The sequence below is a fragment of the Luteimonas sp. A482 genome, from assembly GCF_054072655.1.
In genome coordinates, this window is sequence record NZ_JBSVRO010000006.1 from 93,068 (window position 1) to 116,838 (window position 23,771).

Annotated in this window: 23 protein-coding genes and 1 tRNA gene; 5 read left to right on the top strand and 19 right to left on the bottom strand. The window is 70.1% G+C overall.

The genetic code is table 11. From position 1 onward, the window contains the following. Window positions 1-2 precede the first annotated feature (2 nt). From ACW5DW_RS15065 to trpB, 11 genes are all read right to left on the bottom strand, one after another. Window positions 3-611, bottom strand: coding sequence for a NuoB/complex I 20 kDa subunit family protein (locus tag ACW5DW_RS15065; protein ID WP_457020007.1), 609 nt, complete (start codon window positions 609-611; stop codon window positions 3-5). After that, the gene (locus ACW5DW_RS15070) at window positions 602-958 is read right to left on the bottom strand and encodes an NADH-quinone oxidoreductase subunit A (protein WP_457020008.1); all 357 of its coding nucleotides are present in this window, start codon (window positions 956-958) and stop codon (window positions 602-604) included. The genes ACW5DW_RS15065 and ACW5DW_RS15070 overlap by 10 nt, the downstream gene beginning before the upstream one ends. Window positions 959-1,038: 80 nt before the next feature. Next, window positions 1,039-1,123 (bottom strand) — tRNA-Leu (locus ACW5DW_RS15075). Window positions 1,124-1,173: 50 nt separating this feature from the next. Then, window positions 1,174-1,635 carry a preprotein translocase subunit SecG gene (secG, locus tag ACW5DW_RS15080; RefSeq protein ID WP_457020009.1) on the bottom strand — a complete coding sequence of 154 codons (462 nt, stop codon included), beginning with the start codon at window positions 1,633-1,635 and terminating at the stop codon, window positions 1,174-1,176. A gap of 33 nt (window positions 1,636-1,668) precedes the next feature. After that, a complete protein-coding gene (gene tpiA, locus ACW5DW_RS15085; protein ID WP_457020010.1) occupies window positions 1,669-2,421 on the bottom strand; it encodes a triose-phosphate isomerase in 753 nt (250 codons plus the stop codon). Window positions 2,422-2,492: 71 nt separating this feature from the next. Beyond that, window positions 2,493-3,659, bottom strand: a complete 1,167-nt coding sequence (locus ACW5DW_RS15090) for a glucuronyl esterase domain-containing protein (RefSeq protein ID WP_457020011.1) — start codon at window positions 3,657-3,659, stop codon at window positions 2,493-2,495. Window positions 3,660-3,697: 38 nt separating this feature from the next. Then, window positions 3,698-4,636, bottom strand: a complete 939-nt coding sequence (locus ACW5DW_RS15095; RefSeq protein WP_457020013.1) for an isopenicillin N synthase family dioxygenase — start codon at window positions 4,634-4,636, stop codon at window positions 3,698-3,700. 76 nt (window positions 4,637-4,712) lie between these two features. Continuing rightward, entirely contained in the window at window positions 4,713-6,071 is a 1,359-nt protein-coding gene (glmM, locus tag ACW5DW_RS15100) for a phosphoglucosamine mutase (RefSeq protein ID WP_457020014.1), read from the bottom strand. After that, entirely contained in the window at window positions 6,068-6,949 is an 882-nt protein-coding gene (gene accD, locus ACW5DW_RS15105) for an acetyl-CoA carboxylase, carboxyltransferase subunit beta (protein ID WP_457020016.1), read from the bottom strand. Before accD ends, glmM begins: the two co-directional genes overlap by 4 nt. Window positions 6,950-7,117: 168 nt before the next feature. Continuing rightward, window positions 7,118-7,918, bottom strand: coding sequence for a tryptophan synthase subunit alpha (trpA, locus tag ACW5DW_RS15110; RefSeq protein ID WP_457020017.1), 801 nt, complete (start codon window positions 7,916-7,918; stop codon window positions 7,118-7,120). 144 nt (window positions 7,919-8,062) lie between these two features. Then, complete coding sequence (gene trpB, locus ACW5DW_RS15115) at window positions 8,063-9,283, bottom strand: tryptophan synthase subunit beta (protein ID WP_457020019.1); 1,221 nt, start codon at window positions 9,281-9,283, stop codon at window positions 8,063-8,065. A gap of 95 nt (window positions 9,284-9,378) precedes the next feature. Between trpB and ACW5DW_RS15120 the strand changes: the two genes are divergently transcribed. After that, a complete protein-coding gene (locus tag ACW5DW_RS15120; protein ID WP_457020021.1) occupies window positions 9,379-10,272 on the top strand; it encodes a LysR family transcriptional regulator in 894 nt (297 codons plus the stop codon). A gap of 101 nt (window positions 10,273-10,373) precedes the next feature. Here the strand turns inward: ACW5DW_RS15120 and ACW5DW_RS15125 are convergent, their stop codons facing one another. The 7 genes from ACW5DW_RS15125 to prmB form a co-directional block, all read right to left on the bottom strand. Beyond that, entirely contained in the window at window positions 10,374-11,030 is a 657-nt protein-coding gene (locus tag ACW5DW_RS15125; RefSeq protein WP_457020022.1) for a phosphoribosylanthranilate isomerase, read from the bottom strand. A 79-nt stretch (window positions 11,031-11,109) separates the two neighbouring features. Then, window positions 11,110-11,898, bottom strand: a complete 789-nt coding sequence (gene truA, locus ACW5DW_RS15130; protein WP_457020024.1) for a tRNA pseudouridine(38-40) synthase TruA — start codon at window positions 11,896-11,898, stop codon at window positions 11,110-11,112. Between the two features lies 1 nt (window position 11,899). Next, on the bottom strand, window positions 11,900-13,723 hold the full coding sequence (locus tag ACW5DW_RS15135; RefSeq protein ID WP_457020025.1) for a type IV pilus assembly protein FimV: 1,824 nt from the start codon (window positions 13,721-13,723) through the stop codon (window positions 11,900-11,902). Between the two features lie 149 nt (window positions 13,724-13,872). Further along, the gene (locus ACW5DW_RS15140) at window positions 13,873-14,901 is read right to left on the bottom strand and encodes an aspartate-semialdehyde dehydrogenase (RefSeq protein ID WP_457020026.1); all 1,029 of its coding nucleotides are present in this window, start codon (window positions 14,899-14,901) and stop codon (window positions 13,873-13,875) included. Window positions 14,902-15,025: 124 nt separating this feature from the next. Beyond that, on the bottom strand, window positions 15,026-16,030 hold the full coding sequence (locus ACW5DW_RS15145; protein WP_457020028.1) for a 2-hydroxyacid dehydrogenase: 1,005 nt from the start codon (window positions 16,028-16,030) through the stop codon (window positions 15,026-15,028). Then, on the bottom strand, window positions 16,023-17,117 hold the full coding sequence (aroC, locus tag ACW5DW_RS15150) for a chorismate synthase (RefSeq protein WP_457020029.1): 1,095 nt from the start codon (window positions 17,115-17,117) through the stop codon (window positions 16,023-16,025). Before aroC ends, ACW5DW_RS15145 begins: the two co-directional genes overlap by 8 nt. A gap of 106 nt (window positions 17,118-17,223) precedes the next feature. Further along, window positions 17,224-18,204, bottom strand: coding sequence for a 50S ribosomal protein L3 N(5)-glutamine methyltransferase (gene prmB / locus ACW5DW_RS15155; RefSeq protein ID WP_457020030.1), 981 nt, complete (start codon window positions 18,202-18,204; stop codon window positions 17,224-17,226). A gap of 73 nt (window positions 18,205-18,277) precedes the next feature. Here prmB and ACW5DW_RS15160 point away from each other — a divergent pair, with 73 nt between their 5' ends. The 3 genes from ACW5DW_RS15160 (at window position 18,278) to ACW5DW_RS15170 (ending at window position 20,375) form a co-directional block, all read left to right on the top strand. Continuing rightward, complete coding sequence (locus ACW5DW_RS15160) at window positions 18,278-18,928, top strand: SCO family protein (protein WP_457020031.1); 651 nt, start codon at window positions 18,278-18,280, stop codon at window positions 18,926-18,928. Then, on the top strand, window positions 18,925-19,773 hold the full coding sequence (asd, locus tag ACW5DW_RS15165) for an archaetidylserine decarboxylase (RefSeq protein ID WP_457020032.1): 849 nt from the start codon (window positions 18,925-18,927) through the stop codon (window positions 19,771-19,773). The genes ACW5DW_RS15160 and asd overlap by 4 nt, the downstream gene beginning before the upstream one ends. An 83-nt stretch (window positions 19,774-19,856) precedes the next feature. Beyond that, window positions 19,857-20,375 (top strand): DUF6491 family protein, encoded by a 519-nt coding sequence (locus tag ACW5DW_RS15170; protein ID WP_457020033.1) that lies wholly within the window; start codon window positions 19,857-19,859, stop codon window positions 20,373-20,375. 152 nt (window positions 20,376-20,527) lie between these two features. Here ACW5DW_RS15170 and ACW5DW_RS15175 read toward each other — a convergent pair whose 3' ends face one another. After that, window positions 20,528-22,081, bottom strand: a complete 1,554-nt coding sequence (locus ACW5DW_RS15175) for a transglycosylase SLT domain-containing protein (protein WP_457020035.1) — start codon at window positions 22,079-22,081, stop codon at window positions 20,528-20,530. Window positions 22,082-22,258: 177 nt separating this feature from the next. Here ACW5DW_RS15175 and ACW5DW_RS15180 point away from each other — a divergent pair, with 177 nt between their 5' ends. Beyond that, window positions 22,259-23,761 (top strand): helicase HerA-like domain-containing protein, encoded by a 1,503-nt coding sequence (locus tag ACW5DW_RS15180; RefSeq protein WP_457020036.1) that lies wholly within the window; start codon window positions 22,259-22,261, stop codon window positions 23,759-23,761. The last annotated feature ends 10 nt before the right edge of the window (window positions 23,762-23,771 follow it).

Sequence of the window (23,771 nt, forward strand, 5' to 3'; positions counted from 1 at the left end):
GATCAGCCATGACGCATCCCCGTCTTCTCGTCGCCGAAGTTGGTGGCGCGGCGGATCTTCTTCTGCAACTGCAGGATGCCGTAGATCAGCGCTTCGGCCGTCGGCGGGCAACCGGGCACATAGATATCGACCGGCACCACGCGGTCGCAGCCGCGCACCACCGCGTAGGAGTAGTGGTAATAGCCACCACCGTTGGCGCAGCTGCCCATCGAGATCACCCACTTGGGGTTGGGCATCTGGTCGTAGACCTTGCGCAGCGCCGGGGCCATCTTGTTGACCAGGGTGCCAGCCACGATCATCACGTCGGACTGGCGCGGCGAGGGGCGGAACACCACGCCGTAGCGGTCCAGGTCCAGGCGCGCGGCGCCTGCATGCATCATCTCGACCGCGCAGCAGGCAAGGCCGAAGGTCATCGGCCACATCGAGCCGGTGCGCGCCCAGTTGAGCAGCACATCCGAGCTGGTGGTGAGGAAGCCGCGCTCGAGCAGCGGGTTGTTGTCCGCCGAGCCGCCGAGCAGGGTTTCCGGGCGCAGGATGTCGTCGACGCGACCATCCGGCAGCGGGTTGCTGGCCGAATCAGCCAGGCCGCGTATCGCCTGGATCACTCCCATTCGAGCGCTCCCTTCTTCCACACGTAGATGAATCCGAGCAGCAGCATGCCCACGAAGATGCCCATCTCGATCAGGCCCAGCGGGCCGAGCTCGCGGAACACCGTCGCCCAAGGCACGATGAAGATGATTTCCAGGTCGAAAATGATGAACTGGATCGCGATGAGGTAGTAGCGCACGTCGAACTGGATGCGCGAATCCTCGAACGCGTTGAAGCCGCACTCGTAGGGCGAGAGCTTCTCGGCCGACGGAGCTTTCGGACCCAACAGGTTGCCGATGATCAGCAATGCAACGCCGACCCCCGTGGCAACGATCAGGAACAGCAGGGTCGGCAGGTATTCGGCCAGCACTCGTTGTTCTCTCGGCTACTTGCCGCCATATGGCGGCCGTCGCTCGGCGCGCCTTGATGCGCGCGCGACATCGGTAAATATGGTGCCCAAGGGGGGACTCGAACCCCCACGACCTAAGCCGCTACCACCTCAAGGTAGTGCGTCTACCAATTCCGCCACCTGGGCAAATCTGTCGCCGCCTGGAACCGCTTTCGGCAACGCGGCAATTGTAAGCTTTATTGCCCGGTTTGAGCAGCCGGCGGCACGGGGTCCGGCGCGTCTTGCTGCTGCTGCTCCGGGGCGACCGGCACGGCACCGATGGCCGGCTCCTGCGTCGACTGCCGGGGCACAACCGGAACCGACGGCGAGGACTGCGGCGCAACCGGCACGGCGCCCGGCGATGCCGGGGCAGCGGGCACTTGCGACATGATGCCCAGGTCCGCGCCGGTTTGCGGGGTGGTGGCCTGCCGCGTCGCATACCACGCCATGAACAGCGTGATGGCAAAGAAGCTGATGCCCAGCCACTTGGTGGCCTTGGTCAGGAAGCTGGCCGAGCCGCGGGCGCCGAACACGGTGGCCGAAGCACCACCGCCGAAACCCGAACCGGCCGACGCGCCGGCGCCGCGTTGCATGAGGATCAGCGCGATCATCGCGATCGCGATCAGGACGAACAGGATATTGAGGATCAACAGCAGCATTGCGGCGTACTCGGAATGTCTTGGGAGCTGCGGTCAGCGGGCCGCGGCGCGCACGATGGCGAGGAAGTCCGCCGCCACCAGCGAGGCGCCGCCAATGAGTCCGCCGTCGATGTCCGCCTGGGCGAACAGCTCCGCGGCATTGGCCGGCTTCACGCTGCCGCCGTACAGGATCGGCAGCGAATCAGCAATTCTAGCATCCCATGCAGCGACGTGGCCACGGATCAGGGCGTGGACTTCCTGGGCCTGGGCGGGGCTGGCGGTCTGCCCGGTGCCGATCGCCCAGACCGGCTCGTAGGCGACCACGGCACCGGTGAAGCGCGCCACGCCGGCCCGCTCCAGCACCGGCTCCAGCTGCGAGGCAATGACAGCGGCGGTGCGCCCGGCCTCGCGGTCCTCGAGCGTCTCGCCCAGGCACAGGATCGGCACGAGTCCGGCGTTGGACGCGGCCAGGAACTTCTTCGCCACCAGGTCGCTGTTCTCCATATGGTGGCGACGGCGCTCGGAGTGGCCCACCAGTCCGTAGCGCGCACCGACATCAAGCAGCATCCGCGCCGAGACTTCGCCGGTGTAGGCGCCCTCTTCGTTGTGGCTGACGTCCTGCGCGCCGAAAGCGACCGGGTGTTGCTCGAAGTCCTCGATCAGGTCGCCCAGATAGGGCAGCGGCGGCAGCACCACCACGTCCACGCCCGGCACCGGCAGGTCCGCCACGAGTTCACCGAGCAGGTTGGCCGCGAATTCGCGGGTGCCATACAGCTTCCAGTTTCCGGCTACGATCCTGCGGCGCATCGCGTGACCCCTGCTGCATGACGGGCGCACAGGATAGCCGATGCCCGCGCCGCGCCGCCGGGCCCCATCGCTCACCGCTCGCCGCGCGACACCTGGGCAGTGGCGTCCGCGCCCGCGGCAACCACCGGCAGGTCGTCGGCCTCCGCCCCGTGCAGGTGGCGGCGGATCGCATCGCGCGCAGGCACGTCCCATTCGACGCGCCAGGCGCAGTGGCGTGGTTCGACCACGTCGCCGTGGTAGCCGAGGTTGCCCTCCACGCCGAGCATGGCGTAGACGCCGGCCACGGCCTGCACGGCCGCATGGCCGGCGGATGCGCCCAGCCAGTCCACGTGCGGGTTGTCCAGCACCAGCAGCCCCCGCGGTGCCACGAGCGCCAGGACCGCGTGCTGATCGATCGGCAGCCGCTCCACGTCATTGGCAAAGGCAGCGAATGCATCCGCGAGCCAGGGCTGTTCGCCAAACGCGCTATGCGGCGGCTGCGCCCCGCCACCGACCACGCCGCGCCAGAGCGGCACGCCGCCGGAACCAGATTCGATCGGAATCGTCAGGGCGATGCGCTCGTCGAAGGCACCTGCGGCGAGCGCACCCTTGCCATAGCGCGAGCAGCCGGCGACCGCGACCGCGTCGGGCCGCAGCAGGCCCTGCCCCGCCTGTTCAATCGCATCGATCAGCCGGCTCACGCCCCAGGCCCAGGCCATCAGGCTGCCGGTAGCCTGCACCGGCTCTCCGTAGAGTTCGAAGAACGCGCCACGCCGGTCCCGCGATTGCCCGGTTTCAGCGCCGACCGGGGTGGGCACGAAATCGATGCGGGCGATGCCCTCGGCGGCCAGCAGCGCGTCGTCGACGCCGGCAACCCCACCGATCACGATCAGGACCGGATGCGGCCCGGGCCCTTCCGGCAGGCGCAGTGTGGCGCCGAAGCCGGCTTCGCGGCCATCGTGACTGACCTCGACATGGATGCGATCGCCTTCGATCCGGGCCGACACGCGCTCCGGATCAGGTCCCCGTGGGCCGTAGACATGGGCCTCGGCGGTCGCGCGCAGCGTCTGGCGCCGGCAGGGCCAGTCCGCGCGCGTGATCCTGGTTCCATCTGGCTGGAGCAGCAGCCCGGGCAGGCCGGTGGCCGCCTCGCGCGGCGCGAGCGGCGTGGCGCAATCGGCCGGGACTGCGGCTGGTGCCGCGAACGCTGCGGACAACGCCAGTGCGAACACGGCAGGACGTACGGGGATCGTCGGCATCGTGGGCTCCACGTCGTGCAGATATGTGCGGGCCGCCGCTACTTCAGATTGATCTCGCGCAGGCGCTGTTCGAGGAAGCCGTGCGCGGTGATCGGCTCGGGATAGCGGCTGGGGCTGTCGGACGTGATGCACGAGGGCAGTACGTCGATCAGGAAATCCGGATTGGGGTGCAGGAAAAACGGCACCGAATAGCGCGGCTGTCGCGCCGCCTCGCCGGGGGGATTGACCACGCGGTGGATGGTCGAGGGATAGACATGGTTGGTGAGCCGCTCGAGCATGTCGCCGATGTTCACCACGATGGTGTCGCCCTCGGAGGTGAAGGGTACCCACTCGCCCTTCTTCGACTGCACCTCGAGGCCGGCGGTCGATGCGCCCACGAGGAGGGTGATGAAGTTGATGTCGCCATGCGCACCGGCGCGCACGTTGGGGATGTCGTCGGCGGTGATCGGCGGGTAGTGGATCGGGCGCAGGATCGAGTTGCCGAGGTTGGTCTTGTCGGCGAAGAAGTCCTCCGCCAGGCCGATGTGCAGCGCCAGCGCCGAGAGCACGCGCGAGCCGAGCGCATCGAGCGCGTTGTACAGCGCCAGGCCGTGTTCGCGGAACTCCGGCACCTCGTCGGGCCACACGTTGGGGGGCATCACGTCGCGGTACTTCGAATCCTCCGGCAACTCGCGGCCGATGTGCCAGAACTCCTTGAGGTCGAAGTGCTTCGAGCCCTTGGCGGTCTCGATGCCGAAGGGCGTGTAGCCGCGCGCGCCGCCCTGGCCCTGCACGTGGTACTTCTTCTTGACCTCCTCGGGCAGCGCATAGAAGCGGCGAAACGCCGCGTAGGCCTCGTCAATCAAGGCCTGCGGAATGCCGTGGTGGCTGATGCCCGCGAACCCCCATTCGCGGTATGCGTTGCCGAGCTCTGCGACGAAGGCGTCGCGGTCGCCGTCGTAGCGGCGGATGTCGAGGGTCGGGATGCGCGGGGTCATCATGGGCTCCGGGTGTTCTGCGATCCGGCGATTGGGCCACGCCTGCGGGCCGATGGCACTGATCCCGGTCAAAAATTCACGTCGCGGCGGCGCGGACCGCCTCGGCGAGTGCATCGAGGGTGGACTGCATCAGCGCCTGGTCGTCGGCCTCCACGGTCACGCGCACCACCGGCTCGGTGCCGGACGGGCGCAGGAACGCGCGGCCGCGCCCCTGCACCGCCGCCTGCGCGCGAGCCAGCGCGGCCTGCACGCTGTCGGCCTCGGCCGGCTTGCGGCCGTTGCCGCAGCGCACGTTGACCGTCTTCTGCGGAAGCTTGAGCACGCCGGCCAGCGCCTGCTGCAGGGTGAGCCCGCGGCGCTTGAGCACTTCCAGCACCTGCAGCGCACTGATGATGCCATCGCCGGTGGTCGCGCGGTCCAGGCACAGCAGGTGGCCGGAAGCCTCGCCGCCGAGGATGCCACCGTGCGCAAGCAGGGCCTGGTGCACGTAGCGGTCGCCGACCTTGCTGCGCAGGAAGCCGATGCCTTCGCGTTGCAGCGCCTGCTCCAGCCCGTAGTTGGTCATCAGCGTGCCGACCACGGGACCGCGCAGGCGGCCGCTGGCCTGCCAGTCGGTGGCCAGCAGGTAGAGCAGGTTGTCACCATCGTGGACCGCGCCATCGCTGTCGACGAACAGCAGCCGGTCGCCGTCGCCGTCGAAGGCGATGCCGAGGTCGGCGCCGGTGGCACGCACGCGCTCGGCCAGCCCTTCGGGGTGCATCGAGCCGACGCCGTCGTTGATGTTGGTGCCGTTGGGCTCGACCCCGATGGTGTCGACCCGCGCGTCGAGCTCGCGCAGCACGAGCGGGGCGATCTGGTAGGTCGCGCCATGGGCGCAATCGACCACCACGTGCATGCCGGTCAGGTTGAACCGACGTGGTACGGAGCTCTTGCAGGCCTCGACGTAGCGCCCCACAGCGTCGCGGGTGCGCAAGGCCTTGCCCAGCCGCTCGGAGGCCACGGTGGTGAACGGGCGGTCCAGCGCGGCCTCGATCGACAGCTCGGTGGCGTCGTCGAGCTTCTCGCCTTCGGCCGAAAAGAACTTGATGCCGTTGTCGTAATGCGGGTTGTGCGAGGCGGAAATGACGATGCCGCCATCGGCGCGCATCGAGCGGGTCATGTGCGCGACTGCCGGCGTGGGCATCGGACCCATCAGCTGCACGTGCACGCCGGCCGCGACCAGCCCGGCTTCCAGCGCCGCCTCGAACATGTAGTTGGAGATGCGCGTGTCCTTGCCGATCACCACCAGCGGCTTGCGATGGTCGCCGCGCGCTTCGGCCGCCTCGCGCAGGATGTGCCCGTAGGCGTTGCCCAGGCGCAGCACGAAATCGGCCGAGATCGCCCCTTCGCCGACATGGCCGCGGATGCCGTCGGTGCCGAAGTAGCGACGGCTCATGCGGCCACGTCCTGCGGCGCAGGCTGGCGCGTCATCATGGCCACCAGGGTGGCGATGCGGTCGCGCAGCTCGCGGCGATCGCAGATCTGGTCGATCGCGCCGTGCTCGCGCAGGAACTCGGGGCGCTGGAAGCCTTCGGGCAGGGTTTCACGCACCGTCTGCTCGATCACGCGCGGGCCCGCGAAGCCGATCAGCGCGTCGGGTTCGGCGATGTTGACGTCGCCCAGCATCGCGAACGAGGCGGAAACGCCGCCGGTGGTGGGGTGGGTCATCACCGAGATATAGGGCAGCCCGGCCTGGCGCAGGCGCCCGAGCGCCGCCGAGGTCTTGGCCATCTGCAGCAGCGAAAACAGGCTTTCCTGCATGCGCGCGCCGCCGCTGGCGGAAAAACACACGAAGCCCGAACCGGTTTCGAGCGCACGCTCCACGCCGCGGGCGAAGCGCTCACCGACCACCGACCCCATCGACCCGCCCATGAAGGCGAAATCGAACGCGGCGGCCACCATCGGCATCTGCTTGAGCCGGCCCTCCATGACCACCAGCGCGTCGCGTTCACCGGTCGCCTTCTGCGCGGCCTTGATGCGGTCGGCGTAGCGCTTCTGGTCCCGGAAGCGGAGCACGTCGGTCGGGCCCAGATGGCCCGCGATCTCGCGCAGCTCACCGGTGTCGAGGAAGGTGCGCAGCCGTGCGCGGGCGCGGATCGGCCGATGGAAGCTGCACTTGGGGCAGACCTCGAGGTTCTCCTCGAGCTCGGGCCCGTAGAGCACGGCGCCGCAGCGGTCGCACTTCTCCCACAGCCCCTCGGGCACGCTGCGCTTGCGGGCCGCGCCAGACTCGGTGCGGATGTGCGGCGGCATCAGTTTCTTCAACCAGGACATGCTTGGCGTCGGATCCGTTGGCGGCGGCGGCCGCGAAGGCGCGCAGTTTAGCGCACGGGCCGGTGTCGCCATGGACGGTCCGGGGCCGTTCCCGGTCCGGCCAGCAGGCCACGGCGGCTCTCGCCCTTCCCGCGTCCGGAACCGGCGGCCGGCGCCGGGGGAGCGCGATCAGCCCAGCGCGGCCCGCAGCGGGACCAGGAATTCCGCGGCACGCGCAGCCGCATCGGCCGGGTCTGCCGCATCGGCCATCGCCGAGACCAGCGCGCTGCCGACCACCACCCCGTCCGCGTCCACCGCCATGGCCGCGGCGCTGGCGGCGTCGCGGATGCCGAACCCGGCCACCACCGGCACCGGGCTGTGCGCCCGGATCTGGCGCAGGTGGGTTGCGGCCGCCTCCGGGTCGAGGCGTTCGGATGCACCTGTCACCCCGGCGAAGCTGACGTAGTAGAGATAACCCTGGGCGTTGTCCAGCAGCAACGACAGGCGCGCATCGGGTGTGGTCGGCGACGCCAGCAGCACCAGCGCCACCCCGTGCGCGGCGAAGGGCTCGCGGAACTCCGGCGATTCCTCCGGCGGCAGGTCGACCAGCAGCACACCGTCCACCCCCGCCTCGGCCGCGTCACGGGCGAACTGCTCCGCGCCGCGGATCTCGACCGGGTTGAGGTAGCCCATCAGCACCACGGGCGTGTCCATGTCGCGCTCGCGGAACTCGCGCACCGCGCCCAGCACCCAACCCATCCCCGCACCGCGTGCCAGCGCGCGCTCGGAGCTGCGCTGGATGGTCGGCCCGTCGGCCATCGGGTCGGAAAACGGCACGCCCAGCTCCAGCACGTCCGCGCCGGCAGCAACCAGCGCATGCATGACCGGAACGGTGGCCTCCAGCGACGGATCGCCGGCAGTGATGAAGGGGATCAGCGCCTTGCGGCCGGTGGCGCGCAAAGCCTGGAAACGCTGCTCGAGTCTGCTCATGCCTGGCGTCCAGGGAGGGTGGTGCGGCCACGGATTCGCGCGGATGAACGCGGATCCGGCAGTTCGAAGCCAAAGTGCGGCTGTTTCATTGCGATGGTCCTGTCTGCTGTCGATCCGCGTTCATCCGCGTCATCCGTGGCCGAATCAAACCTCCACCCCTTCGCGCGCGGCAATGGTGTGCACATCCTTGTCACCGCGGCCGGAGAGGTTGCACAGCACCAGCGCGTCCTTGGGCAGTTCACGCGCGAGCTTGATTGCCTGGGCGACGGCGTGGCTGGATTCGAGCGCCGGCAGGATGCCTTCGCTGCGGGTGAGCTTGTGGAAGGCGGCCAGCGCTTCCTCGTCGGTCACGCCGACGTATTGGGCGCGGCCGGTGTCCTTGAGGAAGGCGTGCTCGGGGCCGACGCCGGGATAGTCCAGGCCGGCGGAGATCGAATGCGTCTCGGTGATCTGGCCGTCATCGTCGCAGATCACGTAGGTGCGGTTGCCGTGCAGCACGCCGACGCGCCCGGCCGACAGAGAGGACGCATGGCGGCCCGTATCGATGCCCTCGCCCGCCGCCTCGGCGCCGACGATGCGCACGCCCGGGTCGTTGAGGAAGGCGTGGAACAGGCCGATCGCGTTGCTGCCGCCGCCCACGCAGGCGGTGATCACATCCGGCAGGCGCCCGTAGTCTTCAAGCATCTGCGCGCGCGCCTCGCGCCCGACCACGGCATTGAAGTCGCGCACCATGCGCGGATACGGGTCGGGCCCGGCCACGGTGCCGATGATGTAGAAGGTTTCGCGCACGTTGGTGACCCAGTCGCGCATCGCTTCGTTGAGCGCGTCCTTGAGCGTGGCCGAGCCGCTGGTCACCGGCACCACGGTCGCGCCCAGCAGCTTCATCCGGTAGACGTTGATCTTCTGGCGCTCGATGTCGGTCGCGCCCATGTAGACCACGCACTCCAGGCCCAGCCGCGTGGCGACCGTGGCGCTGGCCACGCCGTGCTGGCCGGCGCCGGTCTCGGCGATGATCCGCGTCTTGCCCATGCGCGCGGCCAGCAGCGCCTGGCCGATGGTGTTGTTCACCTTGTGCGCGCCGGTGTGGTTGAGGTCCTCGCGCTTGAGCAGGATCTGCGCGCCGCCCACGTCGCGGCTCAGCCGCTCGGCGTGGTAGATCGGGCTGGGCCGGCCGACGTAGTGCTTGAGGTCCTTGTCGAAGGCGGCCACGAACGCAGGGTCGACGCGCGCGGCGTCGTAGGCCGCCGCAAGTTCCTCCAGCGGCCCCATCAGGGTTTCGGCGACAAAGCGCCCGCCGTGGCGGCCGAAGTGGCCTGTGGCATCGGGGTAGGCGTGGAAGTCCTGCGGGGAGGGATTGGCGCTCATCAGTATGTGCCGGTGCTGCGGATGCATCGCACTCTAGCGCACATGTCTGCGCGTAAAAACCGATAAGATCTGGGCAACTCATCAGTAAAACTCACATGTCCGGTCACGATCTCCCGGCGCTCAATGCGCTGCGCGCCTTCGAGGCTGCCGCGCGACTGGGCGGTCTGGGACGCGCCGCTGCCGAACTTCACGTGACCCACGGCGCGGTCAGCCGCCAGGTGCGCCTGCTGGAGGACGAGCTGGGCGTGGCGCTGTTCACGCGCGAAGGGCGCGGCCTGCGCCTGACCGATGCAGGACGGCGCCTGGGCGAAGCCACCGGCACCGCGTTTGCCCAGATCCAGGCGACGGTGCGCGGGCTGCGGCGCGGCAGCGAGCCGGGCACCCGTGTCATCGGCTGCCCGGGCAGCCTGCTGGCGCGCTGGATGATCCCGCGCCTGGAGCAGTTGCGTAGCGATCTGCCCGGCCTGCAGCTGCATCTGTCGCCCCACGAAGGCGCGTTCGCACCCGCCCTGCCCGGCCTGGACGCCGCTGTGCTGATCGCGGAGCCACCCTGGCCGGCGCAATGGCGCGTGCACGTGCTGGCACCCGAACGCATCGGGCCGGTGGTCGACCCGCGGCATCCATCGGCAGCGCGACTGGCCGGCCGGCCGGCCGCGGCGCTGCTGGAGGAAGACCTGCTGCATACGGCGTCGCGCCCACAGGCCTGGCCACAGTGGGCGCGCCACCACGGGCTGGATCCGGCCGCGTTGCGCCAGGGAACCGGCTTCGAGCACCTGTACTACCTGCTGGAAGCGGCGGTCGCCGGTTTGGGCGTGGCGATCGCGCCGCAGCCGCTGGTGGCGGGCGAGCTCGCCAGCGGCCGCCTGGTGGCGCCCTGGGGCTTCATCGAAACAGGCGCGCACTGGTGCCTGTGTACCCGCGCGGATGCGGATCCCCAGCTCGAGCGGCTGGCGGCATGGCTGCGCGCGCAGCTTGCGGCAGCGGATTGAGCGCGTCGCCTCGCGATCCGGGCTAGGGCGCAGCGGAGAAATCCAGCTTTCGGACAATCCACTCCCGCAGGCGCGGATGTGCGCCGCGCCAGCCTCAGCCTTCAGCCGCAATCGGCGCGGCGCACTTCCTCGACGAAGCGGCGCATGCGCGCACCGTCCTTGGCACCGGGGAGGCCGTCGCGTGCTTCCACGCCGCTGGCCACGTCCACGCCCCAGGGCCGGGTGGCCATGACCGCATCGTGCACGTTGTCGGGCGTCAGCCCGCCCGCGACGAAGTAGGGTTTGGTAACGCCTTTGGGCACGCGCGACCATTCGAATGCGCGTCCGCCGCCACCGCCCTCGCCCGGCGCGTGTCCGTCGAACAGGAAGCCTGCTGCGCTGGGCCAGCGCGCGTGCAGCTCCAGCGCGTCCAGCCGGGCGTCGCCGCCCATCGCCACGGCCTTGAGGTAGCGCAACCCGAAGCTGCGGCAGAAGGCCTCGTCCTCGTCGCCGTGGAATTGCAGCAGCGAAGGGCGGACACGCGAGATCACCTCGCGCACCTCCTCGACCGGGTTGTCCATGAACAGCGCCACCGCATCCACCATCGGCGCCAGCGCCTCGCGCATCGCCGCCGCCTGCCCCGCATCCACCCGGCGCCGGCTGCGCGCCGCGAAGACGAAGCCGACCGCATCGACCCCGAGTTCGCCGGCAAGGCGCACATCGCCGGCGCGGGTCATGCCGCAGAACTTGATGCGGGTGCGAAACGGGGGCATGGACACAATCGGGATTCCAGGGGGCGATGCGGCATTGTGCGCGGTTCAGGCGAAGGCGGACAACGCGCCCGCGTCCGCGCCGGCTTCAGGCCAGCGTGACCTCGTTTGGCAGTCCATGCGCAGCCGGATACAGCGGACCGACGAACACCAGGCCATCGGCCGGGGCGGTCGGACCCGCAAGCCTGCGGTCGCGGCCGGCCAGCAGGCCGCCGATCCAGGCCTCGTCCTGCGCACCAGCGCCGACCTCGAGCAGCGAGCCGACGATGTTGCGGACCATGTGGTGCAGGAAGGCGTTGGCCTGCACGTCGACGACGACGAGATCGCCCTCGCGCCGGACCTCGATGTGCTGCAGCTCGCGCCGGCCGTGGTTGGCCTCGCATTCGCTGGAGCGGAACGCCCCGAAATCATGCTCGCCCAGCAGCGCCTGCGCGGCGCGGTGCATCGTCGCCGCATCCAGCGGGCGCCAGTGCCAGGACAGCCACTGCCGCGCCAGGGCCGGTCGCACCCGTCGGTTGAGGATGCGGTAGCGATAGCGCCGTGCCACCGCCGAGAAGCGCGCGTTGAAGTCGTCGGCGACCGGCCGGCACCAAGTCACGCTGACCGAGGGCGGCAGGCGCGTGGTCGCGCCGAGGGTCCAGGCGCGCAGGTCGCGCGCGGCTTCGCTGTCGAAATGGGCCACCTGGCACTGTGCGTGCACACCGGCGTCGGTGCGCCCGGCGCAGACGGTGACGACATTGGCGTCGGCCACCGCGCTGAGCGCCGCCTCGAGCACGCCCTGCACCGTGGCCCCGTCGTGCGCGCCAGCCTTGGTCAGCCGCTGCCAGCCGCTGAAGCCAGCGCCGTCGTACTCGACGCCGATCGCGTAACGCGGCACTTCAGGCCAGATCGCGCAGCAGCCGCTCGGCCTCGCCGCGCGCGTCCGCGTCGCCCGAAGCCGCCACTTCCTGCAGCAGGCTGCGGGCGGTCTCGACGTCGCCCAGGTCGATATAGGCGCGCGCCAGCTCGATGCGTTCCTGTCCCGCCGGGGCCTGGTTGAGCGGCGCGACCGACGCGGCATCGCCGCCGGCGTGCCAGGTCGGCGAGCCACCCGTGGCCGCGGCGGGCGCGTCGCGCCAGGACACCGCGGCCTGCATGGAAATCGGCTTTTCGACAGCAGGCGCGGGCGCCGGCACGACATCCGCCACGGGCACGACTGCCTGCGGTTCCGGGGCGACTGCCTGCTGGGCGGGCGTCGGCTGGGCGGCCGTGCGCTGGGTCGGCGCCGACGCGAAGCCATAAGCTGGCTTGCGTGCAGGTTCAACCGGCTTGCGCCGCGAGCGCAGCCACCAGGCCAGCAGGCCTGCAACCAGCAGGCCGAGTCCGATCCACAGCCACGGCAGGCCCGCAGTGGCGGCGGCCTGCGCATCGGGCTGGGGCTGGCTGGCCTGCGCATTGCTCTGGGCAAGGCGCTCCTGCGCGGCGGCCAGCTCGCTGTCCTTCATCTGGATCAGCTGCTGCTGCTGTTGCTGGAGTTGTTCCAGCTCGGCCAGGCGCGTCTGCAGCTCCTGCACCTCGGCGTCGCGCGCGGCCAGGGTTTCACGCGTCTGGGTCAGATCCTGTTGCTGCAGCATGTCGCCCTCGCCTCCGGCGGCCGTGCCGGTCCGTGTACCTGCCTGCTCTTGTCCGCCGCTGCCGGCCGGCACGATCTCCAGCCGCGCATCGGCCACCCGCGCGGCCGGCTGTGCGGCCGATGCCGGATCCGCGGCAGCGGCAGGTGCCGCGGCCTGCGCCGCTTCTGCGCCAGCATCCGGCTGCACCACGGGCCGCCGCATCTCGCGCCAGCGCGCAACGTGCTCGCGGACCAGGGCATTGGCCTCGGCCACGCTGGCCTGCGACCAGTCTTCCTGCGGCGGCACACGCAGCACCGCGCCCTGCCGGATCAGGTTGAGGTTGCCGCCGATGAACGCCTCGGGATTGGCGCGCAGCAGGGTCAGCATCACCTGGTTGAGGCTCTGGCCGCTGCCTGCCGAGAGCTCGGCGGCGATCCGGCCCAGCGTCTGGCCCTGCTGCACGGGTCCGTATTCGTCCGACGCCACGGCCGCGGCGGGCGCCGGAGGCTCGGGCGCAGGCGCAGGTGCGGGCGCAGGAGCAGGCGCCGTCGACTCTTCGGCGACGGGCTGCTCCGGTTCGGTCCCGGCTGCCGGCACGTCCTCGGGCTGCGCATCGTCGGCGGCCTGCCCGGCCTGCGGGACGCGCGCAATCACGTTCGACGGCGCGGCTTGCGGCGCCTGGATCGGCGGCTGCGCCGGCGCGGCCACCGTCTGCGGCGTGTCGACCAGGGCCGAGTATTCGCGCACCAGGCGCCCCTGCCCCCAGTCCACTTCGATCAGGAAGGTCAGCAGCGGCTGCTGCACCGGCACGTCGCTGGTAATGCGGATCACCGGACGCCCGCGCGGATCGAGCGCGATCGTGAAGCGCAGGCCCGAGACCAGGCCGGTCGGCGGCTCCAGCCCGATGCGCCGGAACGTCTCGGGCGAAGCCAGGCGCGCCTGCAGGTTGTCCAGCTCCGACGGATCGGTGGAGATGATCGGGATCTCGGCCAGCAGCGGCTCGCCGGCCTGCGACTTCACCTCGATCTGGCCCAGGCCCAGCGCCAGCGCTGCCGGCATGTGCAGCAGCAGCGCCAGCAGCAGGACGAGGCGGCACGCCAGCGTCTTCAAGAGAAGGTCCCCATGGATTCCGGATCAGAATCAGTCGAAATGACGCTCGCAACGTATTGATTGACGTAGCGATCGTCAAGCGGCGCGACGCGAACCTGGTGCCGCGCCAAGCGACATCTGCGCGACGCGACCCGCTTGGACGCCCCGTCTCAGCCCTCCGCAGCCACCAGCTCGGCCAGCTGCACGGCGTTGAGTGCGGCGCCCTTGCGGATGTTGTCCGAGACGATCCACAGGTTGAGGCCGCGCGGGTGCGACAGGTCCTCGCGGATCCTGCCGACGTAGACCGCATCCTTGCCCGAGGCATGGCTGACCGGCGTCGGATAGCCGCCCGGCTTGCGGTCGTCGACCACCTCGATGCCCGGCGAAGCGGCCAGCAGCTCGCGCGCGGCCTCGGGCGTGACCTTTTCGCGGGTTTCGATCGCCACCGCCTCGGAGTGCCCGTAGAACACCGGCACCCGCACCGCGGTCGGGTTCACCAGGATCGACTCGTCGCCGAGGATCTTGCGCGTCTCCCAGACCAGCTTCATTTCTTCCTTGGTGTAGCCGTTGTCCATGAACGCATCGATGTGCGGGATCAGGTTGAAGGCGATCTGCACAGGGAACTTCTGCGGGTCGATTTCCTGGAAGGCCAGCAGCTGTGCGGTCTGCTTGCCGAGTTCCTCCATCGCGCTGCGGCCAGCGCCGGACACCGACTGGTAGGTGGCCACGTTGATGCGCTCGATGCCGTACTTGCGGTGCAGCGGCGCCAGCGCGACCAGCAACTGCATGGTCGAACAGTTGGGGTTGGCGATGATGCCGCGCGGCCGGTTGCGCACCTGCTCGGGGTTGACCTCGCTCACCACCAGCGGCACGTCGTCGTCGTAGCGGAAGGCCGAGGAGTTGTCGATCACCACGGCACCGGCGGCGGCAAACTTCGACGCGTACTCCTTCGAGGTGTCGCCACCGGCGGAGAACAGCGCGATGTCGATGCCGGCGGGGTCGAAGGTCGCCAGGTCCTGGACGACGTGATCCTCGCCGCGGTACTCGACGGTGCTGCCGGCCGAGCGCTCGGAGGCGAGCACGACCAGCTTGCCGATCGGGAAATCGCGCTCTGCCAGGATCGACAGCATCACTTCTCCGACGGCGCCGGTGGCGCCGACGACGGCAACGTTGAAACGACGGTTGGGCGAGGTGCTCATGGGGCAGGAATCCGGAAAGGGGTGGGGCGCAGGGAATTCTGGACAGGTGCATCGGCGCGCGCGGATGCGCGCCGTCGCTGGTATTCGGGGGAACCCGCGCGCGGGACGACCGGCGTTGGCTCCCCTATCGTTTCGCGGTCGCTTTCCCGGTGACCGGCGTCGGCGGATTGCCGGCCTGCGGGCCACGGCCCAGCGCGGCGGTCAGGTTGTCGACGGCCAGGCTGGCCATCGCGCGGCGGGTGGCCCGGCTGGCGCTACCCGCGTGCGGAGTCAGCACCACGTTGCGCAGCGCCAGCAGCTTCGGGTTGACCGCAGGCTCGCCTTCGAACACGTCGAGCGCCGCCGAGGCAAGACGGCCGCCGGCAAGCGCCGCTGCCAGCGCGTCTTCGTCGACCAGGCCGCCGCGCGCGATGTTGATCAGCGTCGCGGTGGGCTTCATCTTCGCAAGGGCGGCGGCGTCGATCACGTGGCGGGTATGCGCGGAATACGGCAGGACCAGCACCAGGTGGTCCGAATCGCGCAGCAGTGTATCCAAGTCGACATACGTCGCACGACAGTTGCTTTCGACACCGACCGGCAGCCGGCTGCGGTTGTGGTAGATCACGCGCATTCCGAAGCCGTGCGCGCCGCGGCGTGCGATGCCCTGCCCGATCCGGCCCATGCCGAGGATGCCCAGCGTGCTGCCGTGCACGTCATGGCCCAGCAGGGTGTCGAACGACCACTGCGTCCAGCGCCCCTCGCGCAGCCAGCGCTCGCCCTCGGTGATGCGGCGCGCCGCGGCAAGCAGCAGGGCGAACCCCATGTCGGCGGTGGTTTCGGTGAGCACGTCGGGCGTGTTGGTGGCGACGATGCCGCGCGCGGCCAGCGCGGCCACGTCGAGGTTGTCGTAGCCGACGCCGACGTTGGCGACCGCGCGCAATGACGCCGCGCCGGCGATCTCGGCTGCGCCGATGCGTTCGTTGAGGGTCACCAGCGCGCCGTCGACGTCGCGCAGCCTGTCGGCCACCGCAGCCGGCGACCACGCGGTGACCTCGCGCGTGGCCTCGACGTCGAAATGCTCCGCCAGCCTGCCGACGATGTCGTCGAACAGCGGCTGAGACACCCACACCCGTGGCCGGACTTCAGCCATCCGGTGCCGCGGGAATGCGCGGCGACACCTCGCCGACATCGCCGCACTGCGCGCGGTGGCGCAGCGCTTGGTCGATCAGCACCAGCGCCAGCATGGCCTCGCAGATCGGCGTGGCGCGGATGCCGACGCAGGGATCGTGGCGGCCGGTGGTGATGATGTCGACCACGTTGCCGTCGACATCCACGCCTTCCACCGGCAGGCGCAGGCTGGAGGTCGGCTTGAACGCGACCGAGACCACCACCTGTTGCCCGGTGCTGATGCCGCCGAGCACGCCGCCGGCGTGGTTGGACAGGAAGCCGCCAGGCGTCATCACGTCGCGGTGCTGCGTACCCTTCTGCGCCACCGAGGCAAAGCCCTCGCCGATCTCCACGCCCTTGACCGCGTTGATCGACATCATCGCCGCGGCGATGTCGCCATCGAGCTTGCCGTACACCGGCTCGCCCCAGCCCGGCGGCACGCCGTCGGCCACGGCGACGACCTTGGCGCCCACCGAATCACCCGACTTGCGCAGCGCGTCCATGTAGCTCTCGAGTTCCGCAACCTGCCCGGCGCAGGGCCAGAAGAACGGGTTGTCCTCGACCACGCTCCAGTCGTGCGCGCGCGGCACCACGTCGCCGATCTGCGCCATGTAGCCGCGCACGCCGACGCCGCGCGCGAACAGCCACTTCTTGGCGACCACCGCCGCGGCGACGCGCATCGTGGTCTCGCGCGCCGACGAACGCCCGCCGCCGCGCGGATCGCGCAGGCCGTACTTCTGCCAGTACGCGTAATCGGCGTGGCCGGGACGGAACTGGCGCGCGATGGCGCCGTAGTCCTTGCTGCGCTGGTCGGTATTGCGCACCAGCAGCGCGATCGGCGTGCCGGTGGTGACGCCTTCGTACACGCCGCTGAGGATCTCGACCTCGTCGGCCTCGCGCCGCGCCGAAGTGTGGCGGGTCTTGCCGGTGGCGCGCCGCGCCAGGTCGTGCGAGAAATCCTCCGGCGCGATCGCGACGCCGGGCGGGCAACCGTCGATCACGCAGCCGATCGCCGGCCCATGCGATTCGCCGAAGGTGGTGACGCGGAAAAGATGACCAAACGTGTTCAACTTGACGCCTTCCTGATTCCGTCATTCCCGCGAACGCGGGAATCCATGCGGTTGATCCATCCATCTGGAATGGCAGTCCAAAGATCGCGCCACTCCGGCTACGAAACTAGAACAGGCGACCACCGGCCGAATCCACGACCTCGGCCGATGTCACACGACCCCCGCGCGCATCGGCAAGCGCCCGGATCCGCGCATGGTGCGAAACCAGGTCGTGGCGCTCGACCACGAACACGCCCATCTGCCCGACCTTGAACTCCACCCAGATCAGCGGCAGCCCCGGCAGCAGCGTCGACAGCGCGCCTTCGGATTCGCCGACTTCGCACACCAGCATGCCGTCCTCGGTGAGGTGCAGCGGTGCGTCGCGCAGGATCCGCAGCACGATGTCCAGGCCGTCGTTGCCGGCGCGCAGGCCCAGCTCCGGCTCGTGGGCGTACTCCTCCGGCAGCGCGTCGGTCTCGTCGTCGGTCACGTACGGCGGGTTGCTGACGATCAGGTCGTAGTGCTCGCCCTGCAGGTCGGCGAACAGGTCCGACTTCACGATGCGCGTATTGGCCGACAGCAGCCGCGATTCGTTTTCGCGCGCCAGCGCCAGCGCGTCGTCGCTGATGTCGGCGCCATCCACGTGCCAGTCGGGGTTGTAGTGCGCCATCGCGATGGCGATGCAGCCCGAACCGGTGCACAGGTCCAGCGCGCGGCGCACTTCGCGCCCGCCCAGCCAGGGTTCGAAGCCCGACAGGATCAGCTCGGCGATCGGCGAGCGCGGCACCAGGGCGCGCGCGTCGCTCTTGAAGCTCAGCCCGGCGAACCAGGCCTCGCCGGTGAGGTAGGCCGCCGGCACCCGCTCCTCGATGCGGCGCAGGAACAACGCCAGCACATCTTCCTTCTCGGCCAGCGTCACCCGCGCCTGGCCATAGGCCGGGCCCAGGTCGTGCGGCAGGTGCAGGGCGTGCAGGGTGAGCTGGGTGGCCTCGTCGATGGCGTTGTCGTAGCTGTGCCCGAAGGTCAGCCCGGCCGCGCTGAAGCGGCTGGCGCCGTAACGGATCAGGTCGATGATCGTCTGCAGTTCGTCGGTCATGGCGCTGTCCATCCCCGGCACGCCGCCGGTCGGCAAGTATAGCGAGCGGCGGGTATGATGGGCCGCTGTCGGCCTGGATTTACGGATGTTCAACCGTACCGTCATCATCGTGCTGCTGGTCGCCCTGTTTGCGGGACTGGGGCTGCTCGCTTCGCGCAAGTTCTTCAGCGATCCGGCCACGCCGCAGCCCTCGCTGCAGGCGGTGAAACTGTTCCCGCAGCCGCGCGAACTGCCTGACTTCGCGCTGCAGCAGTCCGACGGCACCCAGCTGATGCCGGGCGAGCTGCACGGCCACTGGACCCTGGTGTTCATCGGCTTCACCTTCTGCCCGGACGTGTGCCCGATGACGCTCGCGCAGCTGGCGCAGGCGCAGCGGCAATGGGAAGCGCTGCCCGACTCGACCCGGCCGCGCGTGCTGTTCGTCTCGGTCGACCCGGAGCGCGACTCGCCCGACCGCATTGGCGAATACGCCCACGCCTTCCATCGCGACACCCTGGCCGCGACCGCCGACGTGCCGTCGCTGGAGGCCTTCACCCGCTCGCTGTCGATGGTGTTCGCCAAGGTGCCGGCGCCCGACGGCGCGCCGGCCGACCAGTACTCGATCGACCACAGCGCATCGATGGCCCTGCTCGACCCGCAAGGCCGCATGGCCGGCGTGGTGACCGGCAGCGCCGTGGACGACCCGGCCGCGATCGCGGCCGACCTGCTGGCGCTGTCCGGGGCGGACGGCCCGTGAACCTGGTCACCGCGCTGACCTGGCTGCTGCCGCACCGGCTGCTGTCCTCGCTGGCGCGCGCACTGGCCTACTCGGACAATCCGCGCACGCGGGGCTGGCTGATCGACACGGTGACGCGGCGCTTCGGGGTCGACCTGTCGGAGGCGCAGGAGTCCGATCCAGGTGCCTACGCGACCTTCAATGCCTTCTTCACCCGCGCGCTCAAGCCCGGCGTGCGCGTGCCCGATCCCGATCCGCTGGCGCTGCTGATGCCGGCCGATGGCCGTGTCAGCCAGTGCGGGCGCATCGAGCAGGGCCGCATCTTCCAGGCCAAGGGCCGCTCGTTCACTGCCGCCGAACTGCTGGGCAACGAGGCTGCGGCGGCGCCCTACGCCGACGGCCTGTACGCCACGGTGTACCTGTCGCCCAAGGACTACCACCGCGTGCACATGCCCTGGACCGGGCGCCTGCGCGAGACCGTGCACGTGCCCGGGCGGCTGTTCTCGGTGGGTCCGGATGCGGTGGCCTCGGTGCCGCGCCTGTTCGCGCGCAACGAGCGCCTGGTCTGCCACTTCGACACCGACTTCGGCCCGATGGCCGTGGTGATGGTCGGTGCGCTGCTGGTGTCGGGCGTGGAGACGGTGTGGAGCGGCGAGGAGATCCCCGCCTACGGCGACAGCGTCACCGCGAAGAACTGGACCAGCGATGGGATCGTGCTGGAGCGGTTCGAGGAGATGGCGCGCTTCAACTACGGCTCGACCGTGGTGGTGCTGTTGCCGGCGGGCGTGGCCGAGCTGGATCCCTCGCTGAAGGCGGAAACCGCGGTGCGGCTGGGACAGGCGCTTGCAAGACGATCGGCGCCCTGACGCGACGCGACTGCGATCCGCATCACGGATCGTTGACACCACAACGGGTGTAGAGTGGCTTCGCTCGTCTCCCCACATGGTCGATGTCCGTCGGAATCGACCGACCGCGAACCCGCGCCACAGGAGCCGTCATGAGCCGCCTACTCGCCTTTCTCGCCTTGATTGTCGCCCTCGCCGCCTGCGCGAGCGGACCCCGCATGAGCCCTGCCGAGCGTCTGGCGGTTCTCGAAGCACACGCCGGCGAGCCGGTCAATTCCATCCGACACCCGGGCCGGTTCTCCGGCTGGAGTTCGGTGGGATCCAGCGCGCTGGTCCTGCACACGCGGCCCAGCCAGGCATTCCTGCTCGATCTGACCGGCCCCTGCAGCGATCTGCCCTTCGCCCACTCGATCCATATCTCCAGCCGCACCGGGTCGATCGTGGCGCGATTCGACTACGTCAGGCCGATGGGCCCGGGCACGTCGTCCATCCGGATTCGCTGCCACATCCGCAGCATCCGGCCACTCGACCTGGTCGCGTTGCGCCAGCCGCAGCAGGAACTGCTCGAAGCCACCTCGATCGAGCGCGAGGACGAGGCGCAGCAGGAAGACGGCGGCGACTGAGCCTGCCGGACCCCGGGCGGACACCTGCCCTTGGTCCGCGCCGGCCTGCCCGGCGCTGGAGCTGCGCCCGTGATCGCCTGGGAAGAATGCCCGGATAGCCCTGATTTGGCATTCCGAACGCAATCGTTGCGTTCGTGGATGTGTCCGGGTTTCTAGCGGCAGCCTTCCAGCTTCAGCTGCTGGCCCTGCCGGACCAAGTAGCGCGGCGGTTTGATGCCGTTGGCGGCGGCCAGCGATTTGGTATCGCAGCTGTAGCGTTGCGCGATGGCGACCAGGGTTTCGCCGGAAGCGACGCGATGGGTACGCGGCGCTGCTGGCGCCGGGGCCACCGTGGCGGCAGGTGCGGACAGCGCGGCCTGCTGCTGCAACACCGTGCCATCGGGCAAGGTCACCGTTTCCACATCGCCCACGCGCACGATCGCAGTGGACGGGTCGCTGTTGACCAGCTGCCGGGCGAGTTCGGCGCGCGCGCCCTTGGTGCACCAGCGCTCGTACAGGCCGGCCATGCGCACGGTGCCGTTGAGGCGCGCGCCTTGCGGGATCACCGCCTCGGCCTCGTACTGGGGATTGAGGTTGCGCAGCACGCGCATGTAGCCGTCGCGGGTATTGCCGTTGCCCAGGCAAATGGTCAGCTCGTAGATCGAGGCCGCACGCTTGAGCTGGAAGGTTGCCGGGCGGGTGTCCACGCGCGGGAAGTTCAGGCCGTACTCGCGCGGATGCAGGTAAAGCCAGGCCGCCGCGATCACCATCGGCACGTAGTCGCGGGTCTCGGGCGGGAACTGGCTGTAGACGTCCGGATCCCAGAAGCTGCGACCGCCGAACTCGCGATGCACGCGACGCGCCCTGCCCTCGCCGCCGTTGTAGGCGGCCAGCCACAGCTCGATGTTGTCGCCGCCCAATTCAGCGTAGCGCTCGCCCAGGTACACCGCGGCCGCGTCAGCCGAGGCGCGCGGATCGTAGCGGGTGTCAAAGCCGCGCCCGTCCAGCCCCAGGCCCAGGCGGCTGCCGGTGGCCGGCATGAACTGCAGCGGGCCGGTGGCGCCGGCGCGCGAGCGCGAGTGCACGCGGCCATTGGATTCCTTGGCCAGGATGCCGAACAGCAGCGCTTCGGGCAGGCCGCGACGCTTGAACGCCGGCGACATCAGGTGCTGCATGTACTGGAAGTTCTCGTGGCTGGTGATCAGCGCCACCCGCATGTCGGTCAGCCAGCGGCGGATGCCGGCCTGCACGGCAGGGTTCATCTGCACCTGCTCGAGGAAACGGCGGTCCTCGGCGCCCAGCAGCGCGGCGGCGGTGGCGCTGTCGGGCACTTCGCCGGTCGGCAGGTCGCCTTCCTCGGCGATGCTGTCGTCCGCTTCATCGCCGACCACGCCAGCGGCGGCATCGGCCTGCGCCTTGAGCAGCCGCTTGTAGCTGGCCAGCAGGTTGCCCGAGCCGCAGCCCTTGAGCTTGCCGCAATCGACGATCACGTCCTCCATGTCCTCGAGCGCGGCATTGCTTTCGTCCAGCCCGGTCGGATCGCTGTTGCCGATCTTCACCAGCGCGTCGCGCCAGCGCGTCTCGGCGGCGGCCATGCGCTGGTTGAGTGCTTCGATCGCAGCCACGGTGCGCCTGGACTGCGCCTGCGCGGCGGAGGGAACGACGGCGAGCACGAGCGCGCTGGCCAGCAGCAGGCCGCGCAGTGCAGGCATGGGCAGGGACGACATCTAGCACCGGGACCGCGGAGGGGGCCGGCAGGGTAGCCGCTGCCGCCGGGTGCCACAAGGAACTCAGGCCGATTCCGCGCAACCGCGCACTGCCGGCGCTACTTCGCCGGTGCGCCTGCCCGCACCCGGGACAAGGCTAGAATCCCGGGCAATCCACACCGGAACACGGACGCACGCATGCAGCCCATTCTTGTCGGCAAGGCCATCACCACCGGCGGGGGCGCCCAGGTGCACCTGCTGCCGCGCTACGGCAACCGCCACGGCCTGGTCGCCGGCGCCACCGGCACCGGCAAGACGGTCACCCTGATGACCCTGGCCGAGGGCTTCTCGCGCATCGGCGTCCCGGTGTTCATGGCCGACGTGAAGGGCGACGTGGCCGGTCTGGCCGTGCCGGGCGCCATGAACGACAAGTTGCTGGCCCGCGCCGCGCAGATCGGCGTGGAGGGTTACGCGGCCGAAGGCAGTCCGGTCGTGTTCTGGGACCTGTACGGCAAGCTCGGCCACCCGGTGCGCACCACCGTGAGCGAGATGGGCCCGACCCTGCTCGGGCGCATCCTCGAGCTCAACGACACCCAGTCGGGCGTGCTCGACATCGTGTTCAAGCTGGCCGACGACCGCGGCCTGCTGCTGCTCGACCTGGCCGACCTGCGCGCCCTGCTCGGCCTGGTGGCCGAGGAGCGCAAGTCGATCTCGACCGAGTACGGGCTGGTGAGCCCGCAGTCGATCGGCGCGATCCAGCGCGCCCTGCTGCGGCTGGAGCAGGATGGCGGCAACCACGTGTTCGGCGAGCCGGCGCTGGAGCTGTCCGACCTGATGCGCACCACCCACGACGGCCGCGGCGTGATCGGCATCCTCGCCGCCGACCAGCTGGTGCTCAAGCCGCGCCTGTACTCGAGCTTCCTGCTGTGGCTGCTGTCGGAGCTGTTCGAGCACCTGCCCGAGGTTGGCGACCTCGACAAGCCGAAGCTGGTGTTCATGTTCGATGAGGCGCACCTGCTGTTCGACGATGCGCCGGCGGCGCTGCGCCAGCGCATCGAACAGGTGGTGCGCATCATCCGCTCCAAGGGCGTGGGCGTGTACTTCTGCTCGCAGTTTCCCGACGACGTGCCGGACGAGATCCTCGGCCAGCTCGGCAATCGCGTGCAGCACGCGCTGCGCGCGTTCACCCCGCGCGACCAGAAGGCGGTGCGGACCGCGGCCGAAACCTTCGTCGCCAATCCGGCGCTGGACGTGGTGCAGACGCTGTCGCGGCTGGGCACCGGCGAGGCGCTGGTGTCGACGCTGCAGGAAAAAGGCATCCCGATGGCGGTCGAGCACACCCTGGTCGCGCCGCCGCGCTGCCGCATGGGCGCGATCACAGAAGCCGAGCGTGCGCAGGTGCGCGCAGGCAGCCCGGTCGGCGGCAAGTACGACACGGCGGTGGATCGCGAATCGGCGGCCGAGATGCTGGCCGCGCGCGCGCAGGCCGCCACCGACGTCGCTGCAGCGCCGCCGGCGCGTGGCGGCCCCGGGAAGGCGGACGAGGGCGGCGGCTTTGGCAAGGCGGTGCGCGACGTGCTGTTCGGGAGCGGCCGGCGCCAGGGCGTGATCGAGGCATCCAGCAAGCAGGCCGCGCGCACGATCACCAACCAGATCGTGCGCGGCATCCTGGGCGGCCTGCTGGGCGGCAAGAAGCGCTGAGCGGCGCCGG